The organism is Streptosporangium sp. NPDC049644, assembly GCF_040675205.1.
In the GTDB taxonomy this organism is placed as follows: domain Bacteria; phylum Actinomycetota; class Actinomycetes; order Streptosporangiales; family Streptosporangiaceae; genus Streptosporangium; species Streptosporangium fukuiense.
Genome location: NZ_JBFAOJ010000001.1, coordinates 18,604 through 39,053 on the forward strand (window position 1 = coordinate 18,604; position 20,450 = coordinate 39,053).

A 20,450-nucleotide genomic window follows, 5' to 3' on the forward strand; every position below is an offset into this window, starting at 1 on the left:
ATGAGGGAAGGCTCTCATCGACACGGGTGACGTGTCGGTCGATCAAGACCGCCGCGAAGCGTGCTCGTGTTCCTGACGGAGACGTCCATGTGGGCCCAGACGGCGGGGAGAACCGTGGGCTCCGCCGTCGCCGGTCCCCCGGTATGGGACCCGACCGGATAAACCCGCTGGTTAGCGGACTATTCCAGATAAGGGTCTTGTCTTTCCCCGTCTTCTCGGTGAAATTCTGACACTGGTGCTGTCAGGTGAGAGGACGGGCATGGAATCGGGTGATGCGTTGATCTGGAAGAAGAGCAGCCGCAGTTCCCTCAACGGTAACTGTGTGGAGGTGGCACGGCTCTCCGGACGCGAAGTGGGTGTGCGCGACAGCAAGGACCGGGAAGGACCGGTGCTCGTTTTCGGCCATGCCGGATGGGCCGCGTTCGTCGGTGGGGTGAAAGGTGGGAAGTTCGACTTCTGAACGGTTCCGCACCTCGGACGGGGGCTTGTCCAACGGCGGTCAGGCCCCTTTCGCATGTCTCTCCGGAAGGGCCGGGGAAAAGCCGTACGGGGAGAGGGGCGACTGTTCGGCGGCGCCCAGGCCCTGGACGACGCCCTGCGGGGAGACCCGGCCGATCCGGCCGCGCACGCCGTGACAGACGGTGTCCACATCGAGATGGTCGCCCTCCCGTAGAGTCCGCGTGATCGCCGGCCGGGCCGCGGTCACCCGAAGGCCCGCCTGCCGGATCCGGTCCTCATCCTCCATGGACAAGGCGGTACGCTCTAAAGTTGAGTTATTCAAATAAGCAACTCGGTTAAGTTTTGTGGAATCGAATCCCGTAGGGCGAGTTGTGCCACACATCGCGGGCGAGATGGCATCCTCGGATACCGATGGACACGTACAGCACCGCCCGACGTCTTGCCCTGGCCGCCACGATCACCGCCTCAGCCGTGCTCCTCGCGGCCTGTTCCACGGCCGAGTCGGTCACCCCCGGCGCACTCGCCGACGTCGAGGAGAAGCCGACCCCCCAGACGGAGCCCACCCCTACCCCCGAGCGCAAGCCGTACACCATCTCCTTTGGTGGCGACGTGCACTTCGAGGGCGTGTTGCGGACCCGTCTGAACGCCAATCCGAAGACCGCGCTCGGCCCGATCGCCAAGGTGCTCAGTCGCTCCGACCTGGCGATGGTCAACCTGGAGACCGCGATCACCACCGGTGGCACCCCCGCACCGGGCAAGCAGTACACCTTCCGTGCCCCGGCGGCCGCGCTGACCGCGCTGAAGGCGTCAGGGGTGGACGTGGCGTCCCTGGCGAACAACCACGGCATGGACTACATGCAGAGCGGATTGACCGACTCCCTCGCCGCCATAAAACGCGCCAAGTTCCCCGTTGTGGGCGTGGGCAGGAACGAGGCCGAGGCCTACCGGCCGTGGCGGACCACCGTGAACGGCAACCGCGTCGCCATCATCGGCGCCACCCAGGTGCTGGACGCGGAGTTCGTCGGGGCGTGGACCGCCTCCGGCGACAAGGCCGGCCTCGCCTCGGCCAAGAACGAGGCGCGGTTGATCCAGGAGGTGCGCAGGGCCCGCAAGAACTCCGACACCGTGATCGTCCACCTGCACTGGGGCACCGAACTGCAGAAGTGCCCCAACGAGGCACAGCGGGGCCTGGCGCCCAAGCTGGTCGCGGCCGGGGCGGATGTCATCGTGGGCGGCCACGCGCACATCCTGCTCGGCGGCGGCTACCTGAAGAACAGCTACGTCAACTACGGCATGGGTAACTTCGTCTTCTACAACTGGGGCCCGGAGACCGGCAGGACCGGCGTGCTCACCCTGACGATCAACGGCCGCAGGGTGCTCAAGGACCAGTGGACCCCGGCCAGCATCCAGGGCGGGGTACCTATCCCGATCACCGGGCTCGGGAGGCAGCAGGCCATCGCGAACTGGAAGGCGCTGCGCGACTGCACCGGACTGGCCGCCAGGCCCGGTCAGTCCGGCTGACCGGGCCGGCCCTGCCCTCCCCGCGCCGCGTCGCCTCGGCGCCGTCGCATCCCCGCGGGTCACTGGGCGCAGCGCAGCCATCCCCGAGTGCGCCCCCGCGTGATCGCCGAGTTCGCCGGGCACGTCGAGGGGGCACCGCCCTCCAGGGAACCGCGCGGGGACCGGCCCGGCGGCCGTGCGCCGGTCGGCATGGCCGACACGGCCGGCGGCGGCGAAATCTCGCGATCGGAGATGCCGGGCGCGGACCCCTGGCTTTAGCCATGGGGCAGGCCCGGCGTGGGAGGGCCGCCAGGCCCGAGCGTGCTCTGACCTGATGAGAGTTCTCCTTGATGGGTAGTCGAATCTTTGAGCGGTAGATGGCTTCCCTCTGTATGGTGACTCAGGGTGACCGTGGCGCTCCGGGCGAACGGCGACATCGCCTTCCAGCGCGTTCCACGTGGCGTGGTGTCCCAAGTACCGGCGGCGGGTTCTGGGTGGTCGGATCGAAGAACGGCTTGAACAGTCGATCCTGAGGTGATCGAGGAGAAAGGGGGCGTGGCCGGTGGAACTCGACGTCATGCCCGACCACGTTCACCTGCTGGTCGAGGTGGACCCCGATTCGGGATCCACAGGCTGGTCAAGGCCGTCAAAGGCCGTACCTCTCGCCTGCTCCGCGAGGAATTCCCGGCGCTGAGGTCGAAGCCGCCGACCTTGTGGACGAACTCCTGCTTCGTGGCGATCGCAGGTGGTGCGCCCCTGGATGCGGTCGAGCGCTACGTCGAGAACCAGAGGAACCGGTGATCGCCGATGCTCACCGGACGTAAGTACCGCCTGGACTTCACCCCCGAACAGGGTGAATTCGCCGAGCGCATCGGCGGGGCGTGCCGGTCGGTGTGGAACACCGCGCTGGAACAGCGCCGGATCTACCGTTGGCGCGGCGGGTGGATCGGCTACCACGACCAGGCCCGCCAAGTGGCCGAGGCCAAAGATGACTTCCCCTGGCTGGCCGAGGTCCCCGGTCACTGTCTCCAGCAGGCGTTGATCGACCTGGATCAGGCGTGTGCCAAGCACGGCACGTGGAAAGTCCGCTGGAAGTCGAAGGTCGCCGACCCGCCGAGCTTCCGCTTCCCCGAGGGCGGGAAAATCACGGTCGAGCGGCTCAACCGGCGCTGGGCGCGGGTGAAGCTGCCGAAACTCGGCTGGGTCCGCTTCCGGGTCACCCGCCCGCTCGGCGGGAAGGTCAAGAACGCCACCGTCAGCCAGGACGGCGGGCACTGGTACATCAGCTTTCTCGTCGAGGATGGCCTCGCCTCGCCTGAGCGGCACGCTGCCCCCGGCAGCGCGGTGGGGATCGACCGGGGCGTGGTCAAGGTCGTGACCCGCTCGGACGGCCGCTTCCACCACCGGGTGTTCGCCCGTGACCGGGAAGTCGAGCATGCCAAGAAGCTTCAGCGCGACTTCGCCCGGACCATGAAGGGATCGGCCCGGCGCAGGAAAGCCGCCGCGCGGGTCGCCGACATGGTGCGGAGGGTCCGCAGACGCCGGGAGGACTTCGCCGCCAAGGCCGCCCATGCCCTGGCCACGGGTTTTGAGGTGGTCGTGTTCGAGGCGCTCAAGACCAAGAACATGACCGCCGGCGTCGAACCCAGGCCGGACCCTGAGCAGCCGGGCGCGTTCTTGCCGAACGGGGCCGCCGCCAAGGCCGGACTGAACCGGTCCATCTTGGACAAGGGCTGGTACCGGATCGAGCTGGCCACCCGTAGTAGGGCCCGGTATACGGGCACCTGCGTGATCACTGTCAACCCGGCGTACACGAGTCAGACGTGCAACGTGTGCAAGGTGGTGGATCGCAAATCCCGCGAGAGCCAAGCGGTCTTTCGGTGCACCTCTTGCAAACACACCGAACACGCCGATGTGAACGCCGCCAAGAACATACTCACTGCCGGGAGGGCGGAGTTCGCGCAGCCCAGACCGGGTGTGCGAGCTGGGGTGCGCAGACCACGCAACCGCGTGGGCCGGAAGGCCAACCGCCAAGCAACAGCAGCGTCCGGGCTGGCTGGAATTCCCCGGCTTTAGCCGTGGGGAGCACTTCAATGGCGAATAAGCACTGACCTGACGGCGTCCGGCGGGCAAGATGGTGGGGTGTCCATCGTGCCTGCCGAGGAGCCCTGCGAAGCCCCGCTGCGGCGTCAGCCCACCCAGCGACGGAGCGCACGGCGCGTGGAGCGAATGCTCGACGCGTGCGCCGACCTGCTGGACGAGATCGGCTACGACGCGCTTTCCACCACGCGGATCGCCGAGCGCGCGGGGGTCGCGATCGGCTCGGTCTACCAGTTCTTTCCCGACAAGCGGGCCATCGCCCAGGCGGTGACCCGGCGCCACATCGAAGGGTTCGTCTCCCGGATCGGGAGACGCTTCCTGTCGGAGGACTACGCGGGCTGGTGGGACGCGGTCGACGCGATCATCGATGAGTACGTGGAGATGCACAGGAGCGTGCCGGGTTTCCGGTCCCTGCACTTCGGCGACGTGGTCGACCTCAACCTGCTCGATGCCGGTTCTGAGAACAACACGGTGATCGCCGGACGGCTGCGCGGCCTCCTCCTGCAGGAGTACGGTCTGGCCGACAGCGAGGAGTTCGACCTGGCCATCCTGGTCGCGGTGGAGGCAGGAGACGCGGTGCTCAAGCTGGCGTTCCGTCGTGATCCGAACGGTGCCCCGGAGATCGTGGCCGAGGCCAAGCGTCTGATCCGTGGCTATCTGAACCGTCAGTTCGCCCGGGTCTCGGTCTGAGAGGGCTGGGGGAGAAGGTTCTCCTCGAAAGGCTCGCCGGTGCCCTCGCGCTGATTCCCGCCGCCGATCGAGTCCGGCGTGGCGGACACGGGCCCCGCGTCGGTGAGCCGTTCCCGATACTGCCGGGCCCTGCCCCGGCGTTCGAGCTGGGACCACCGCTCCTGCGCGAAGGTCCCGCCGGCCAGCCCGGCCGCCCCGGCCGTCCCGGTCTCAACGCGCCTCTGTGCCGTCGGTCTCTGTGCTTCCGCCGGTCTCCGCGCTTCCGGCCCCTGCGGGTTCTGCCAGGCTGTTCCCGGTCTCTGGGGGCTCTGCCGCTGCACATCCTGCCGTTGCGCGCGCGGCCGCCTCTCGCGTGGCCACTCCGCGCCCGGCTCGATCGGCACCGCTACGACCGTGCCGGGTCCGGGCGGCAGCGTCCCCGACTCGACGCGGGAACTCCGGACGGGCTCGGAGGGCTCGCGACCGGAGGGGGTGACCGGTTGGAGACGCCGTGCCCGATGGACCCGCTCCATCCTCTTGATCCGGGCGGCGAGCTTCTCATGACGGAGTCTGCTCTCCAGGGTGAGCAGCTCCTGGTGGGCCTGGTCGATCGCCTCCATCTTGACCGACAGATATCCGGCGGATCCCGGAACGATCACAGAGAAGGCCAGGAGAAGCATCAGGGTGAAGGCCGTCTGCCTGGACATGCCCATCGCAGCTCCTCCCAATGATGTGCTCCCCTAGCAGGAGTCGTCGCTCATATGCCCGTTTTACTGGAGAAACACGCGCACCGTAGTCGTTCGTTTACTCAAGGTCATATGGCCAATACCTGCCGTTGGCCGTACGCGGTCGAGCGTCGCTCGGTACTCTCGCGATGTGGCGCATGTGACACGTGAGCAACTTGATCGATTGCTTGAGCAGGCACTTCTGGCCGACGATCACGAAGCCCTGGCCCGGCGACTCGAAGCCCTGGTCGAGGCGTACGCGTCCGGCGACATGTCGCGGGCGGCGATCCTCGTGCTCGCCGCCGAGGAGTGGCGGCAGGCCGGACAGCCCGCTCGGGCCCTCGACTGCTTCCAGCGAGCGGTGGACGACGGTGGCGAGGTGAGCGTCGATCCCCGGGCCGGGATCGCCGACACTCTTTTCGAGCTCGAACAGCCGGACGAGGCGAGAGAGGTGATCGCGGCGATCCACGCGGTCGGCGGGGTCACCGCGGCCACCGCTCTCACGGTCGCCGAGACGCTCGTCGCCTACGGAGACCTCGGGGAGGCCCATCGGTGGGCCACCGAGGGGGCGCACCAGGCGGTGGAGGGCGGTGGTGAACACATCGCCCTGCTCAGAACCCGCTACCGGATCCGCGTCGACCTCGGGCTCCCCGAAGACGAGCTCGACGCCCTCCTCGACGCTTCCTGCTGACGGCGGCCCGCCCTGAAACCAGGAAAGGGCCGTGCCCGTTGGGGCACGACCCTTCCTCCGTGGTGGTTCGCGATCCGGTGGTTACCCCACATTGAGGCCCGGGATCGTCCTCTCCAGGGCGGGGAGGACGGAAGGCTGCGCGCCGCCCTCCGCCGTGGCGGTCTCGCCCGCGGAGGTGTCCGGTGCCGCGGGGGCCTCCGGTGCCGCGGGGGCCTCCGGGCGTGCGGCGGCCGGAGGCTCCACCACCGGCGTTTCGGCCGACGGCAGGTCCTCGGTGACGGCGTCCGCCTGGGCCGGCTGGGGTAGCGGCGCCGTATCGTCGTCCGGCGTGACCGCCGCTTCGGCAGGTCGCTCGGGCGTCGGCGGCACCGGGGCTCGCAGCCAGCTGATGCCGTCGCTGGGAGCACCCGGCGCCCCCGGCAGGCCGGGCAGGTCCGGCGCGTCGGCCACGATGCTCACCCAGGAGTTCGTCCACTCGTGGCCGGGAAGGCTCGACTGCCCGAAGGGCAGCGCGTGGAAGCCGGTGCCCGCGGCGACGCCTCCGGCGTCGGCGAAGCTGACCAGCGCTGAGGCCTGGGAGAGATCCGGCAGGTCGGTGACGTGTGCGAGCCGCTCCGCGGTCACCGGCACCTCGCCGGTGCCGGCGGTCACCGATGCCCCGGTGCCGTCCGTCGCGACCGGCGTCCCGCCGATGTTCGCGGTCACCGGCGTCCCGCCGATGTTCGCGGTCACCGGCGTCTCGCCGGTGTTCGCGGTCATCGACGCCCCGGAACCGTCTGCGATCGCCGGTGTTCCGGCGTCGCCGGCCTCCTCGCAGCCGGCCGCCATGGCCCCGGGCGCCTGCTGCGCCCCCGCCGCCTCGCGCTCCTGGCAGGGCGCGACCTCAGCCGAGGCCGGAGAGACCATGGTCCAGCCGGCGCCGGCGGTGAGCAGCGCCACCGCGAGGATTCCCCTGATGTTCCGTGATGAGTTCGACATGCACATCCCCCTGTTGCGTTCGGTAATCCGATGACTGCCGAACGTAACAGGGGGGTCTTGCCCAGGGGCGCGCTTAGCCCAATGGTGGTCGAGCCATTACCGGGGCCCATCCGGTGATGGTCAAGCCCTTACCGGGCCGATGTTCAAGGAGTCGCTCGCCTCGTCGAGGTCGACCAGCACCTCGTCGCCGTCCTGGACCTCGCCGGAGAGCACCTCCTTGGCCAGCTTGTCGCCGATCGCGGACTGGACGAGGCGGCGGAGCGGACGCGCGCCGTACAGCGGGTCGTAGCCGGTCAGCGCCAGCCAGTCGCGTGCCGCCGGGGTCACCGTCAGCGTGAGCCGCCGGTCCGCCAGGCGCCTGCCCAGGTGGGTCACCTGCAGGTCCACGATCCGGGAGAGCTCCTCGGTGCCGAGCGCGTCGAACTGGATCACGTCGTCGAGCCGGTTGAGGAACTCGGGTTTGAACGAGCCCCTGACCGCGGCCATCACGGCGGTCCGCTGAGCCTCCTTCGTCATGCTCGGGTCCACGAGGAACTGCGAGCCGATGTTCGAGGTGAGAATCAGGATCACGTTGCGGAAGTCGACGGTCCGGCCCTGGCCGTCGGTGAGCCGCCCGTCGTCGAGCACCTGGAGCAGGATGTCGAAGACCTCGGGGTGCGCCTTCTCGACCTCGTCCAGCAGCACCACGGTGTACGGCCTGCGCCGCACGGCCTCGGTGAGCTGGCCGCCCTCCTCGTAGCCCACGTAACCGGGCGGGGCGCCCACCAGCCGCGAGACGCTGTGCTTCTCGCCGTACTCGCTCATGTCGATGCGGACCATCGCCCGCTCGTCGTCGAACAGGAAGTCCGCCAGCGCCTTGGCCAGCTCCGTCTTGCCGACGCCCGTCGGGCCGAGGAACAGGAAACTGCCGGTCGGCCGGTCCGGGTCGGAGATGCCGGCCCGCGCTCGCCGTACGGCGTCGGAGACCGCTTCGACCGCCTGCCGCTGGCCGATCAGCCGCCTGCCGAGCTCCTCCTCCATGCGGAGCAGCTTGCCGGTCTCGCCTTCGAGCAGCCGGCCCGCGGGGATGCCGGTCCACGAGGAGATGACCTGGGCGATGTCGTCGGCGCCGACCTCCTCCTTGACCATCGGGTTCTCGGGCTGGGCGGCCTTGCTGGCCTCGGCGAGCTTGGCCTCCAGGCTGGGCACCTCGGCGTACATCAGCCGCGAGGCGGCCTCGAAGTCGCCGTCGCGCTGCGCGCGCTCGGCGGCGCTCCGCACCTCGTCGATCTGCTTCTTCAGGTCACCGACCCGGTTGAGCCCGGCCTTCTCCTGCTCCCACCGGCCGACCAGGGCGTTGAGCTCCTCCTGACGGTCGGCGAGTTCCCCGCGGAGCCGCTCCAGCCGCTGCAGGCTGCTCTCGTCGGTCTCCTTGGCGAGCGCCAGCTCCTCCATCTTCATCCGGTCCACGTTCCGCTGGAGCTGGTCGATCTCGACGGGACGGGAGTCGATCTCCATGCGGAGCCGGGAGGCGGCCTCGTCGACAAGGTCGATCGCCTTGTCGGGCAGGAAGCGGGAGGTGATGTAGCGGTCGGAGAGGGCGGCGGCGGCCACCAGCGCGCCGTCGGCGATCTGGACCTGGTGGTGCGCCTCGTAGCGCCCCTTGAGGCCGCGCAGGATGGCGATCGTGTCCTCGACGGTGGGCTCGCCCACGTAGACCTGCTGGAACCGCCGCTCCAGCGCGGGGTCCTTCTCGATGCGCTCGCGGTACTCGTCCAGCGTGGTGGCGCCGATCATCCTCAGCTCGCCGCGGGCCAGCATGGGCTTGAGCATGTTGCCCGCGTCCATCGCGCCTTCGCCGGCGCCCGCGCCGACCATGGTGTGCAGCTCGTCGATGAAGGTGACGACCTGGCCGTCACTCTCCTTGATCTCCCCGAGCACCGCCTTGAGACGTTCCTCGAACTCGCCGCGGTACTTGGCGCCGGCGACCATCGCGCCCAGGTCGAGCGCGATCAGACGCTTGTCGCGCAGGCTGGAGGGCACGTCACCCGCGACGATCCGCTGGGCCAGCCCCTCCACCACGGCGGTCTTTCCGACGCCGGGCTCGCCGATGAGCACCGGGTTGTTCTTGGTGCGGCGGCTGAGCACCTGGACGACGCGCCGGATCTCCGAGTCGCGGCCGATCACCGGGTCGAGCTTGCCCGCCCGGGCCCGCTCGGTCAGGTCGACCCCGTACTTCTCCAGCGCCTGGTAGGTGTCCTCGGGCGTCTCGCTGGTCACCCTGGCGTGCCCGCGTACCTTCTCGAAGGCGTCGAGCAGCGCGTTCGGGCTCGCGCCGCGCGATTTGAGCAGTTCGGCGATGGGGCCGCCGTCCGTGGCGAGACCGACCAGCAGGTGCTCGGTCGAGACGTAGTCGTCCTCAAGGCCACGGGCCCGCTGGGCCGCCGTGTTCATCACGGTGAGCAGCTGCCGGGAGCTCGACGGGGCGCTGACCGTGGCGCCCTGTGCCTTCGGCAGGGCCGCGAGCTGCTTCTCGGCCTCGATCCGCAGTTGCTTCCAGTCGGCGCCCACCGCTTCGAGCAGGGGCACCGCGGTGCCGCCGGTCTGGGCGAGCAGCGAGGTGAACAGATGAGCGGGGGCGACCTCGGGGTTGCCCTCCGCGGCTGCCCGCCGGATGGCGGAGGAGACCGCCGCCTGACTCTTCTGGGTGAGCTTGTAGTCCATTGACTTCCCTCGTGTGGTTCAGGAGGTGCTGCCGGCGACGCCGGCGCGTCGCGGTTCGGCCACTGGGTCCGGTGACTTCCCCCGTCACCGGCGCGACCTCACGGGCCATTGGCGACGCCGGCGCGTCGCGGTTCGGTCGCTGGGGTCCGGTTCCTTCCCTCGTCGGTCCAGTCACCGGCGCGACCTCACGGGTGGGAGTTCTCAGGCGGGGGGCAGCTGGTACTGGATGAGGGCGCGGATCATGTTCATCTCCGAGCGGAGACGGTGGTTCTCGTCACGCAGGCGCAGGGCCTCCGTCTCGAGGACCAGGATTCGCTTGATGCCCGCGAGGTTGATGCCCTCCTCCTGGGAGAGCCGCTGGACCTCGCGGAGCATCATGATGTCGCGGGTGGAGTACAGGCGTCCGCGTCCCGCCGTACGGCCTGGGCTTACCAGGCCGAGACGGTCGTACTGGCGAAGGGTCTGCGGGTGCAGACCTGACAGCTGGGCGGCCACCGAGATCACATAGACGGGTGTGTCATCCGACAGATCGAAGTAGTTGGCTTCCATGGCTACTCGCTTCTGGCCTGTTCGATGAGGTCCGCCCGTGGGTCACCACCCGAGGTGGCGTCGCGGAACTCCTCAAGGGCCCCTCTCGCCTTGTCCTCCAGCTGCTGTGGCACCAGAACCTCGATCGTGGCGAGCAGATCGCCCTTGGTGCCGTCCTTGCGTGCCACACCCCTGCCGCGCACCCGGAAGGTGCGGCCGTTCGGGGTGCCCTCGGGGATGCGCAGCGTGACCGGCATTCCCTTGAGAATCGGCACCTTGATCTCGGCTCCCAGCGCCGCCTCGGTGAAGGTGACCGGGACGGTGACCGTCAGGTTCTCACCCGTCCTGCCGAACACGGAGTGCGGCTTGACGTGGATCTGGACGTAGAGGTCACCGGCGGGGCCGCCGTTCTCCCCGGGGGCGCCCTTGGCCTTGATCTTGATGCGCTGGCCGTCGCCGACCCCCGCCGGGATGCGGGCCTGGATCGTGCGGGTGCTCTTGCCCCGCCCGCTCCCCTCACAGACCTGGCACGGGTCGTCCACCAGCAGGCCGCGGCCCTTGCAGTCGCGGCACGGCTCGGAGAAGGCGAAGTTTCCGAGGTTGCGGCTGGCCGCCCCGGTGCCCTCGCAGGTCGGGCAGACCCGCGGGGTGGTGCCGGCCTTGGCGCCGGTTCCCCCGCACGCGGTGCACGCGGAGGAACTGGTCAGGCGGAGCGAGACCGTGGTGCCCTCCACCGCCTCGGAGAAGGAGAGCGAGACCTCGGACTCGATGTCCTGGCCGCGCCGTGCCCTGGTCGACGTCCCGCCGGGGCGGCTCGCGCCACCCCGGTTGAAGAGGCCGCCGAAGATGTCGCCGATGCGCTCCCCGGCGCCGCTCTGCTGGCTGGTGCCCCCGAAGAGGTCTCCCAGGTCGAACGGGAACCCACCCGCGCCGGTACGCGGAGCCCCCCCGGCCCCGGCGTAGCCGCCCAGACCCGATCCGAACAGCGTCCGCGCCTCGTCGTACTCCTTGCGGCGCTTGGTGTCGGACAGGATGTCGTAGGCCTCGGAGACCTCCTTGAACTTGGCGGTGCTCTCGGAGGTCTCCGAGCTTCCGGGGTTGGCGTCAGGGTGATACTTCCTGGCCAACTTCCGGTACGCCTTCTTGATCTCATCGGCCGTGGCGGTCTTGGGCACACCAAGGACGGCGTAGTAGTCCTTCTCCAAGTAGTCCTTGGTGCTCATCCACGTTCCTTCTCAGAGTTTGGATCTTGGGGGGTCAGTTGTCGTCCGCGGCGGGCTCTTCGGGCTCGGCCACCGCGACTCGCGCGGGGCGGAGCACTCGCTCGCCGATCCGGTAACCGGGCTGCAGGATCTCCACGCAGGTCGGCTCTGTGACGTCGGGGGAGTAACTGTGCATCAGGGCCTCGTGCACCGTCGGGTCGAACGGTTCGCCCTTGGTGCCGAAGGCGCTCAGCCCCAGTTTCCCCGTGGCCGCCTCCAGCGACTCGCTCACCTTGGCGAAACCGCCGGTCAGCTCGCCGTGGTCGCGGGCCCGGCCGATGTCGTCGAGGACAGGAAGCAGTTCGGTCAGCGCGCCGGCCACCGCCTGCTCCTTGACCACGGCCCGGTCCCGCTCGACCCGCTTGCGATAGTTGGAATACTCGGCCTGAAGACGCTGTAGGTCCGCGGTGCGCTCGGCGAGTTGGGTGGCCAGCTCGATCGAGGCGAGGTCCGATGCCAGGGAGGACGAGGACGACCTGTCGGCCTGTTCCTTGTCGTTCTGGCCCGTGGCCTCCGCCGGGGCCGTCTCGCGGACCTGTCCCGTCTCCGGGTCTATCTTCCGGTTGTCGCGGATCACCGGCTCCTCCTCGGAACCGTTCTCGCGCGTGCTCACGCTGCTGCTCCCCTCGACTTTCCGGCCGTCACTTGGTGCCGCTGTCGCGCTTCGGCTCGTCGTCCACGATCTCGGCCTCGACCACGTCGTCGTCCGCCTTCTGCCCGGCGGTGGCGTCCGCCCCGGGGGCGCCGGTCGGGGCCTCGGAGGCCTGCGACTGAGCGTAGATGGCGGAGCCCATCTTCTGGCTGACCGTGGCGAGCTTCTCCGCGGAGGCGCGGATCTCGGACGAGTCGGTGCCCTCCAGAGCCTTCTTGAGCTCGGAGACGGCCTCGTTGACCTCGTTCTTGATGTCGTCCGGGACCTTCTCGGCGTTCTCGCCGAGGAACTTCTCGGTCTGGTAGACGAGCGAGTCGGCGTTGTTGCGCGTCTCGGCCTCTTCGCGGCGCTTCTTGTCCTCGTCGGCGTAGGACTCGGCCTCGCGCATCATGCGCTCGATGTCGTCCTTCGGCAGCGCGGAGCCGCCGGTGATCGTCATCGTCTGCTCCTTGCCGGTGCCGAGGTCCTTGGCGGAGACGTTGACGATGCCGTTGGCGTCGATGTCGAAGGTGACCTCGATCTGCGGGATCCCGCGCGGCGCCGGGGCGATGCCGGTCAGCTCGAAGGTGGCCAGCTTCTTGTTGTACGCCGCGATCTCGCGCTCGCCCTGGTAGACCTGGATCTGCACCGACGGCTGGTTGTCCTCGGCCGTGGTGAAGACCTCGGAGCGCTTGGTCGGGATCGTGGTGTTACGCTCGATGATCTTGGTGAAGATCCCGCCCTTGGTCTCGATGCCCAGGCTCAGCGGGGTCACGTCGAGCAGCAGGACGTCCTTGACCTCGCCCTTGAGCACACCGGCCTGGAGGGCGGCGCCGATGGCCACGACCTCGTCCGGGTTGACGCCCTTGTTGGGCTCCTTGCCGCCGGTCAGCTCCTTGACGAGGTCGGCGACGGCGGGCATGCGGGTCGAGCCGCCGACGAGCACCACGTGGGCGATGTCGGAGACCTTGATGCCGGCGTCCTTGACGACCTGGTTGAACGGGCCCTTGCACCGCTCGAGCAGGTCGGCGGTGAGCCGCTGGAACTCGGCGCGGGTGAGCTTCTCCTCCAGGTGGAGGGGGCCCTCGGCCGAGGCGGTGATGTAGGGCAGGTTGATGGAGGTCTCCGACTGGCTGGAGAGCTCGATCTTGGCCTTCTCCGCGGCCTCACGCAGGCGCTGGAGGGCCATCTTGTCCTTGGTCAGGTCGACGCCGTGGGCGTTCTTGAACCGGGTGGCGAGCTCGTCGACGACGCGCTGGTCCCAGTCGTCACCACCGAGGTGGTTGTCGCCGCTGGTGGCCTTGACCTCGACGAATCCGTGGCCGTCCTCCTGGCCGACGTCGAGCAGGGACACGTCGAAGGTGCCGCCGCCGAGGTCGAAGACGAGGATGGTCTCGTCCTTGTCCTTGTCCAGGCCGTAGGCGAGCGCCGCGGCGGTGGGCTCGTTGATGATGCGCAGCACATTGAGGCCGGCGATGGTGCCGGCTTCCTGGGTGGCCTGACGCTGAGCGTCATTGAAGTAGGCGGGAACGGTGATCACCGCGTCGGTGATCTTCTCGCCCAGGTAGGCTTCGGCGTCCTGCTTGAGCTTCTGCAGGACGAAGGCGCTGATCTGCTGCGGGGAGAACTTCTTGCCGTCGATCTCGACGGTCCAGTTGGTGCCCATCTCGCGCTTGACCGAGCGAATCGTCCGGTCGACGTTGGTGACGGCCTGCCGCTTGGCGACCTCCCCGACGAGGACCTCGCCGTTCTTCGCGAAGGCGACCACGGACGGCGTGGTCCGCGAACCCTGGGCGTTGGCGATGACGGTGGGCTCACCGCCCTCAAGAATCGAGACGACGGAGTTGGTCGTCCCCAGGTCGATACCTACCGCACGTGCCATGAGTACGTCCTTGTAGTCAAAGTTGAGTCGATGCCACTCATAGTGGAACCTCGCGTGAGGTTTGTCAAACGACTTGAGCCTATTGGACTCAACCTTCGACCGCGCGGAAGCATTCCCGATTTCCGGGCAACGGGCGGGATCCTTCGCTCCCTCCGACGAGGGAACGCACGTGGTCGTTCCCGGCGATGACCGGAGGTCTCCCGGTCACCGCCCGCGGGGGTCCGTTCCGGACGCGTGAACCCCGGAGAGTGCCGCGTCAGCGGGCGCCGTCGACCACCTTGCGGGCGCCGAGCGGCTTCTTGAGCTTGACCGTCGTCACCTTCTGGATGGCGATCTCGATGCAGGCGACGTTCTGGGCCTTGCTGCTCGGGCCCTCCCAGAGGGTGACGGTCACCCGCTTGGCGGTCTCTCGTACGGTGACCCGGTCGAGCACGTTGCACGGCTCCACCCCGGACCACCAGGTGATCCGCAGGCTCCGGCCGTCCTTCGACGGTGTCGCCTTCAGCCACCTGACCTTGCGGGGATTCTCGGTGTGGCCCTCCGGTCTCGTCGGTCTGGGGCCGCCGCCGGTGGGCTCGTCCCGGGGGGCCACGGTGTGGCTCGCCGGTTCCGAGGGGCCGCCGGGAAGGGCGGTGCTCCGGCTCACCGGCTGCGAGGGTGCGGTGGCGCTGGGTTCGGTGCCGCAGCCCAGGGCCAACAGGAGGCTTCCGGCCAGGATGGGGGTCACGATCATACGCATACCCCTAAGACGGATCCGGGCCCTGGGAGGTTCAGGACACCCTGATGTCGCGCCGTACCTCGGCCGTGACCGCCGAAAACGTGACGAGGTCATTGTGGGCGGGTGGTGCGGTCAGCCCTTGGTGCACGGCGGTTCATGTCGATGGCGTATGTCCACATACATCGCCATTACCCAGCGCCGCTGGATGATTCCCCGGGAAGTGGGGCCGATAGGCTGCGAGGAGTTTCGACCCCTGATTTCGAGGTGCTCACATGATCGCGATTCTTGGAACCGGCAAGATGGGGGAGGCCCTGCTGTCCGGGCTGCTCAGAGCCGGGTTCAAGCCGGGCGACGTGATGGCGACGGCACGACGTGCCGAGCGGGGCGAGGCCCTCACGAAGCAGTACGGCATACGGGTGGTCTCCAACGCCGAGGCCGCCAAGAGCGCCGACACGATCATCCTCGCGGTCAAGCCGCAGGACATGGGGTCCCTGCTCGCCGAGATCGCGGCGCACCTGCCGGCCGACCGGCTGGTCATCTCGGCGGCGGCGGGGATCACGACCTCGTTCGTCGAGTCGCGGCTCGGCGCCGAGATCCCGGTGGTCCGGGTCATGTCCAACACGCCGGTGCTGGTCGACGAGGCGATGAGCGTGATCTCGGCGGGGGCGCACGCCTCCGAGGAGCACCTCAAGCGCGCCGAGGACCTGTTCAGCCCGGTCGGCAAGGTGCTGCGCATCCCCGAGGCGCAGCAGGACGCGGCCACGGCCCTGTCGGGCAGTGGTCCCGCCTACTTCTTCTATCTCGTCGAGGCCATGGTCGACGCCGGAATCCTGCTCGGCATGCCCCGTGCCGCCGCCCTCGACATGGTCACCCAGTCGATCGTCGGCGCGGCGATCATGCTCCGTGACTCGGGCGAGCACCCGGTGATACTGCGCGAGGCGGTCACCTCGCCGGGAGGCACCACCATCGCCGCCATCGCCGAACTGGAGCGGCACAGCGTCCGAGCCGCCTTCCTGGCCGCCATCGAGGCCGCCAGGGACAGGGGACGCCAACTCGCCGAGGGCTGACCTACCCCTTTGTTAGGAAATTTTCCTATATAAGGCATCATTTCCCGCGGAACTCCGGGGAAGTGAGGCGATCGTGGGGCAGGCCGTATCGGCTGATGATCGGCGGGAGCCTGGCGGGGCCTCCGTCTGGACGCGGAGCTTCCTGCTCTTCTTCACCGCCAGATCGATCTCCATGCTCGGCGCGTCGATGGTCCCGTTCGCGACGGCGGTGGGGGTGGGCGGGCTCGGTTACGGTCCCACCGGGGTGGGGCTGGCGCTGGCCGCCTGGATGGCGCCCTTCGCGGTGCTGATCCTGTTCGGCGGGGTGTTCGCCGACAGGTTCACGCCGCGCCGCATGATGATCGGCGCCGACACGGTCCGGATGGTGACCCAGGGGATCAGCGCGGCGCTCTTCATCTCCGGCAGGCCGGACCTCTGGCCGATCCTCGTCATCTCCGCGATCAACGGTGTCGCCGCCGCGATGTACCAGCCGGGGGTCTCCAGTACGGTCCCGCGGGTGGCGAGGGACGTGCAGAGGGCCAACGCCACCCTGCGCGTCTCCGAGTCGATCATGATGTTGGCCGGGCCGGGGGTCGCCGGTGCCATCGTCGGCTTCCGGGGGGTCGGCGTCGTCTTCGCGATCGAGGCCGTGGGGTTCGCCGTCAGCGCGGTCTGCCTGCTCCTCCTGCGCCTGCCCGCGGTCGCCCTCCCTGTCGTGGCGCGGTCGATCTGGCGCGACCTGCGCGGCGGCTGGCGGGAGTTCCGGTCCAGGACCTGGATGTGGTCGGTGATCCTGGTCTGGGCGGTCTTCGGCGTCACCCTGTTCGGCCCGATGCTCCCGCTCGGTTCGGTGCTGATCACCGAGCGGTTCGGCGAGGCCGCCTACGGCCTGGTCATGTCCGCCTCGGGCGCGGGCACGGTCGTCGGCGGCCTGATCGCCATGCGGGTCCGCCCGGGGCGGCCGTTGATGGCGGGCGCGATCGGTCTGTTCGGCTTCGCCCTGGAGCCGCTCTCCATCGCTCTGGCGTCGCCGCCGGAAATCCTCATGGCCGCGCATGTGATCGGCGGCGCGGGATGGGCGTTCTGGTCGGTCATGTGGGCCACCAGCGTCCAGACCCAGGTGCCCGCGGAGGCGCTCAACCGGGTCACCGCCTACGAGGTCGCCGGCTCGACCCTGTTCATTCCGATCGGACAGGTGCTCGCCGGTCCGGTGGCCGGGGTGACGGGTGCGCCACAGTTGCTGACCGTGTCCTCGATCGTGGCGGTCGCCGGGTGCGTCTCGCTTCTCCTGGTTCCCGCTGTCCGGGGACTGCGCCGGGTGCACCCCACCTGACCACGCCGTCCCCGCCTCCGGCCAGGTGGGAGGGTGCTCGGGGCGGTGTTCCGGGCAGCGGTGTCGTGTCCCGGCCTCCGGGACTGTTAATAGCAATAAATTAGGATATTTCGCTCAGATGAAAACCGTCCCGTCCTCCAAGACGCGTGCGTAAACCGCATTCCGTACACGTGCGGTAACGTCGAGCCGGGAGTAGGAAGATCGGGCCGTGGCGCGCGGCGTCGCGACCAGACAGGGAGTGCGCATGAGCCGGTCCGTGCGGGTTGTCTGGGACGATGCGCTCATCTCCTACGATTTCGGCCCGGAGCACCCGCTCGCGCCCGTGCGGGTCGAGCTGACCATGGCGCTGGCCAGGGAACTGGGCGTGCTGGACCTGGTGGAGATGAGCGGATGCGCGCCCGCCACCGACGACGAGCTGGCACTCGTTCACAAGCGTGACTACATCGAGGCCGTCAAGAGGGTCTCGGCCACCGGGCGACGCGACCTGGCCTGCGGGCTCGGCACCGTGGACAATCCCGCCTTCGTCGGGGTCCACGAGGCGTCCGCGCTGATCACCGGAGCCAGCCTGGCCGCGGCCCGCGCGGTGTGGACCGGCGAGGTCGAGCACGCGGTCAACGTCGCGGGTGGCCTGCACCACGCGATGCCCGCCCTGGCGAGCGGGTTCTGCGTCTACAACGACCCGGGTGTGGCGATCGCGTGGCTGCTGGCCCAAGGTGCGTCCAGGGTCGCCTACGTGGACGTGGACGTGCACCACGGCGACGGCGTGCAGGCGATGTTCTACGACGATCCCAGGGTTCTCACCATCAGCCTGCACGAGAGTCCCCGCACGCTCTTCCCCGGCACGGGCTTCCCCAATGAGAGCGGCGCGGAGGGCACCGCGGTCAACGTGGCGCTACCCGCCGGATGCGGCGACGGCGACTGGCTGCGGGCCTTCCACGCGGTGGTCCCGCCGCTGCTGCGGGAGTTCGCCCCCGAGATCCTGGTCACCCAGCACGGCTGCGACAGTCACGCCCTCGACCCGCTGGCCAACCTGATGCTCAGCCTGGACGGCCAGCGCGCGGCGTACGCGGCGCTGCACGAACTGGCCCACGAGACCGCGGGCGGGCGATGGGTCGTGACCGGTGGCGGAGGGTACGAGCTGGTGCAGGTCGTGCCCCGGGCGTGGACCCATCTGATCGCGGAGGTGGCGGGTCACCCGCTCGACCCGAGGACCGCCACTCCCGAGGCATGGCGCACGTTCGTCAAGGAACGGACCAACCAGTCGGCACCCCTGACGCTGACCGATGGTCGGAATCCGGAATTTCGCGATTTCTCCACAGGTTATGACCCAGCAGATCCGGTCGATCGGGCCATCATGGCGACAAGGAAAGCCATCTTCCCCTTCCACGGCCTGGATCCCCTCCCGTAGGCATGAGGCCGTTGGTGAACCCCCAACACGGAGCGAAGTGGATGAACGACGAGGGAAGTCACCGGATTCCGGCATCCGAGCCGCGACGCGAAGCGTTGCCAATGACCCGTGCCGAGCTTCGTGAGCACCTGGTCCGGACTCGGATCGCCGGTGATGTGGCGACCAGCCGGGAGAACAACCTGGACCACTACCGGTCGCTGGCCAACCGTGACCCGCACTACATGTTCGGGCTGACCGTGGACGGCGCCTGGTCCTATCGGGACGTGCTGGAGTTGATGGCCAAGTCAGCCGGGGTGGTGGCCGATCCGCTGCACCGGGAGGGCCAGGACACCATCGACCCCGACCGTACGATCGAGGCGGTCGAGAAGATGGGCGACGCGATCGCGGGAGTGCTCGGCAGGGAGAATCCGCGGATCCTGATCGCCACCGGGCACCCCACCGGCCTGCTCACCGTTCACCTGGCCCTGGCCCGGATGCTCAGGGCGCGCGGGGCGACCCTGATGAGCCCGGCCGAGGGTTGGTCGTACTGGGGCAGCGGGTTCGGCCGCAGGCGCAAGGTCCGTTATCTGGACGACGTCGCGATGCTCGACGACAAGGGCGCCTTCGTGCACACCCACGACCCCGCCCCGATGCGGGCCATGATCGCCGAGCTTGGCGCGGACCGTCCCGATCTGGTGATCGCCGACCACGGCTGGGCCGGAGCGGCGGGCGAGGCGGGCATCCTCACCGTCGGATTCGCCGACAGCAACGACCCCGCGCTCTTCGTCGGGGAGGCCGAGGGCAAGATCGCGGTGACCGTCCCGCTCGATGACAACGTGCTACCGAGGTATTACGAACCGCTGACACACCACCTGGTCGAGAGGGTCGCGCGAGCCCTCTGAGACGGGGGATGCGCAAATCGGGCCGTCCCTATACAGGTATTTCGCGCCTGCATTCCATGGAGCTCGCCGACCGTTTGCCAACTTTTTGATGATTGTGGGCGACTCTAATAGGAGACAGTTGGTCCGTTCCAAGATCGAAAACAGGGGCACGGTCCGGCTGCTGGCCAGCGATTTTGTCGGTTTCACTGACGTGAGGCTCAGAGGGCTGAGAAAATAGGGGGTTTGCGTGCCCGGCCTCTCGACTTACGCTGACGGCAGTACACGTGCGTGAGCAATGGCACCAGTGGGGATAACCCGGATACACGTGCGGAAGAGGCGTCCGATGGGTGCAGGCGAAAGACCTCTCAGCGAGGTGAAGTTCCTGACGGTGGCAGAAGTGGCCACTGTCATGAGGGTGTCCAAGATGACTGTGTACCGACTCGTGCATTCGGGCGAGCTGCCGGCCATCCGGGTCGGTCGATCCTTCCGGGTGCCTGAGCAGGCGGTGCACGATTATCTCAGGGATGCCTACATCGAGGCAGGTTGAGACAGGGGCTCGGCGCGCCGAGCCGAGCGGCCGGTGGAGGGAACATCCGGCCGTGAGGTGGGCGAGGCGCGCTGACGGCTCGTGACTCTGTCCCTTCCGGTTGTGTCGGAGCACGATTTCCGGTGCGACCTGTGTGTGACAGGTCTCCGTCTCGTCGGGGTAGCGACGTGTGCGCCACGTCGTGAGTTGATGTGCCCGGGGTCCCCCCAGGGGCGATCCACCGTGGATCGCCGGTAGTCTGTTGTGCCGGTGTGCTATCGCACGCCGGTTTGACATTCTCGGCTACCAGCTACCTGGGGGTCCCGTGGGCTCTGTGATCAAGAAGCGCCGTAAGCGCATGGCGAAGAAGAAGCACCGCAAGCTTCTGAAGAAGACCCGCATCCAGCGGCGTAACAAGAAGTAACAGCGCG

20 protein-coding genes and 1 pseudogene are annotated in these 20,450 nt (G+C 68.7%); 13 read left to right on the forward strand and 8 right to left on the reverse strand.

The genetic code is table 11. The features are described 5' to 3' along the window. Nucleotides 1-259 precede the first annotated feature (259 nt). The 6 genes and pseudogenes from AB0J58_RS00100 (at nt 260) to AB0J58_RS00125 (ending at nt 4,749) form a co-directional block, all read left to right on the forward strand. Nucleotides 260-460, forward strand: coding sequence for a DUF397 domain-containing protein (locus AB0J58_RS00100; RefSeq protein WP_364208069.1), 201 nt, complete (start codon nt 260-262; stop codon nt 458-460). A 54-nt stretch (nt 461-514) separates the two neighbouring features. After that, nucleotides 515-673, forward strand: a complete 159-nt coding sequence (locus AB0J58_RS00105) for a hypothetical protein (RefSeq protein WP_364208072.1) — start codon at nt 515-517, stop codon at nt 671-673. A gap of 197 nt (nt 674-870) precedes the next feature. Continuing rightward, a complete protein-coding gene (locus AB0J58_RS00110; RefSeq protein WP_343980887.1) occupies nt 871-1,980 on the forward strand; it encodes a CapA family protein in 1,110 nt (369 codons plus the stop codon). A gap of 384 nt (nt 1,981-2,364) precedes the next feature. Continuing rightward, nucleotides 2,365-2,760: pseudogene (tnpA, locus tag AB0J58_RS00115) on the forward strand (IS200/IS605 family transposase). Nucleotides 2,761-2,766: 6 nt separating this feature from the next. Next, nucleotides 2,767-4,035: a transposase gene (locus AB0J58_RS00120; protein ID WP_364208075.1), complete on the forward strand. Its 1,269-nt coding sequence runs from the start codon at nt 2,767-2,769 to the stop codon at nt 4,033-4,035. Between the two features lie 66 nt (nt 4,036-4,101). Continuing rightward, nucleotides 4,102-4,749 (forward strand): TetR family transcriptional regulator, encoded by a 648-nt coding sequence (locus tag AB0J58_RS00125; protein WP_364208078.1) that lies wholly within the window; start codon nt 4,102-4,104, stop codon nt 4,747-4,749. On the opposite strand, the gene AB0J58_RS00130 is transcribed toward AB0J58_RS00125, so the two are convergent. Further along, complete coding sequence (locus AB0J58_RS00130) at nt 4,725-5,435, reverse strand: hypothetical protein (protein WP_364208080.1); 711 nt, start codon at nt 5,433-5,435, stop codon at nt 4,725-4,727. The two genes, AB0J58_RS00125 and AB0J58_RS00130, sit on opposite strands and share 25 nt — an antisense overlap. A gap of 178 nt (nt 5,436-5,613) precedes the next feature. On the opposite strand from AB0J58_RS00130, the gene AB0J58_RS00135 reads away from it, so the two are divergent. After that, complete coding sequence (locus AB0J58_RS00135) at nt 5,614-6,144, forward strand: hypothetical protein (RefSeq protein WP_343980897.1); 531 nt, start codon at nt 5,614-5,616, stop codon at nt 6,142-6,144. 81 nt (nt 6,145-6,225) lie between these two features. Here AB0J58_RS00135 and AB0J58_RS00140 read toward each other — a convergent pair whose 3' ends face one another. From AB0J58_RS00140 to AB0J58_RS00170, 7 genes are all read right to left on the reverse strand, one after another. Beyond that, nucleotides 6,226-7,122 carry a hypothetical protein gene (locus AB0J58_RS00140; RefSeq protein WP_364208083.1) on the reverse strand — a complete coding sequence of 299 codons (897 nt, stop codon included), beginning with the start codon at nt 7,120-7,122 and terminating at the stop codon, nt 6,226-6,228. Between the two features lie 120 nt (nt 7,123-7,242). Further along, complete coding sequence (clpB, locus tag AB0J58_RS00145; RefSeq protein WP_364208086.1) at nt 7,243-9,825, reverse strand: ATP-dependent chaperone ClpB; 2,583 nt, start codon at nt 9,823-9,825, stop codon at nt 7,243-7,245. Nucleotides 9,826-10,026: 201 nt separating this feature from the next. After that, nucleotides 10,027-10,374: a helix-turn-helix transcriptional regulator gene (locus tag AB0J58_RS00150; RefSeq protein ID WP_343980908.1), complete on the reverse strand. Its 348-nt coding sequence runs from the start codon at nt 10,372-10,374 to the stop codon at nt 10,027-10,029. A gap of 2 nt (nt 10,375-10,376) precedes the next feature. Further along, nucleotides 10,377-11,576 (reverse strand): molecular chaperone DnaJ, encoded by a 1,200-nt coding sequence (gene dnaJ, locus AB0J58_RS00155; RefSeq protein ID WP_364208089.1) that lies wholly within the window; start codon nt 11,574-11,576, stop codon nt 10,377-10,379. A gap of 34 nt (nt 11,577-11,610) precedes the next feature. Next, nucleotides 11,611-12,228 (reverse strand): nucleotide exchange factor GrpE, encoded by a 618-nt coding sequence (gene grpE, locus AB0J58_RS00160; RefSeq protein ID WP_364208092.1) that lies wholly within the window; start codon nt 12,226-12,228, stop codon nt 11,611-11,613. 28 nt (nt 12,229-12,256) lie between these two features. After that, complete coding sequence (gene dnaK, locus AB0J58_RS00165) at nt 12,257-14,128, reverse strand: molecular chaperone DnaK (protein WP_343980919.1); 1,872 nt, start codon at nt 14,126-14,128, stop codon at nt 12,257-12,259. 256 nt (nt 14,129-14,384) lie between these two features. Further along, entirely contained in the window at nt 14,385-14,861 is a 477-nt protein-coding gene (locus tag AB0J58_RS00170; RefSeq protein ID WP_343980922.1) for a hypothetical protein, read from the reverse strand. 257 nt (nt 14,862-15,118) lie between these two features. On the opposite strand from AB0J58_RS00170, the gene proC reads away from it, so the two are divergent. The 6 genes from proC to AB0J58_RS00200 all read left to right on the forward strand — a co-directional run bounded on the left by proC (nt 15,119) and on the right by AB0J58_RS00200 (nt 20,443). Then, entirely contained in the window at nt 15,119-15,913 is a 795-nt protein-coding gene (gene proC / locus AB0J58_RS00175) for a pyrroline-5-carboxylate reductase (RefSeq protein ID WP_364208095.1), read from the forward strand. 73 nt (nt 15,914-15,986) lie between these two features. Then, nucleotides 15,987-17,225 carry an MFS transporter gene (locus AB0J58_RS00180; RefSeq protein ID WP_364208098.1) on the forward strand — a complete coding sequence of 413 codons (1,239 nt, stop codon included), beginning with the start codon at nt 15,987-15,989 and terminating at the stop codon, nt 17,223-17,225. A 244-nt stretch (nt 17,226-17,469) separates the two neighbouring features. Then, entirely contained in the window at nt 17,470-18,633 is a 1,164-nt protein-coding gene (locus AB0J58_RS00185) for an acetoin utilization protein AcuC (protein ID WP_364208101.1), read from the forward strand. Between the two features lie 101 nt (nt 18,634-18,734). Then, on the forward strand, nt 18,735-19,514 hold the full coding sequence (locus AB0J58_RS00190; RefSeq protein ID WP_364208104.1) for a phosphatase: 780 nt from the start codon (nt 18,735-18,737) through the stop codon (nt 19,512-19,514). Between the two features lie 322 nt (nt 19,515-19,836). Beyond that, nucleotides 19,837-20,040 (forward strand): helix-turn-helix domain-containing protein, encoded by a 204-nt coding sequence (locus tag AB0J58_RS00195; RefSeq protein WP_012887307.1) that lies wholly within the window; start codon nt 19,837-19,839, stop codon nt 20,038-20,040. Between the two features lie 304 nt (nt 20,041-20,344). Then, on the forward strand, nt 20,345-20,443 hold the full coding sequence (locus tag AB0J58_RS00200) for an AURKAIP1/COX24 domain-containing protein (RefSeq protein ID WP_018654693.1): 99 nt from the start codon (nt 20,345-20,347) through the stop codon (nt 20,441-20,443). Nucleotides 20,444-20,450: the final 7 nt, after the last annotated feature.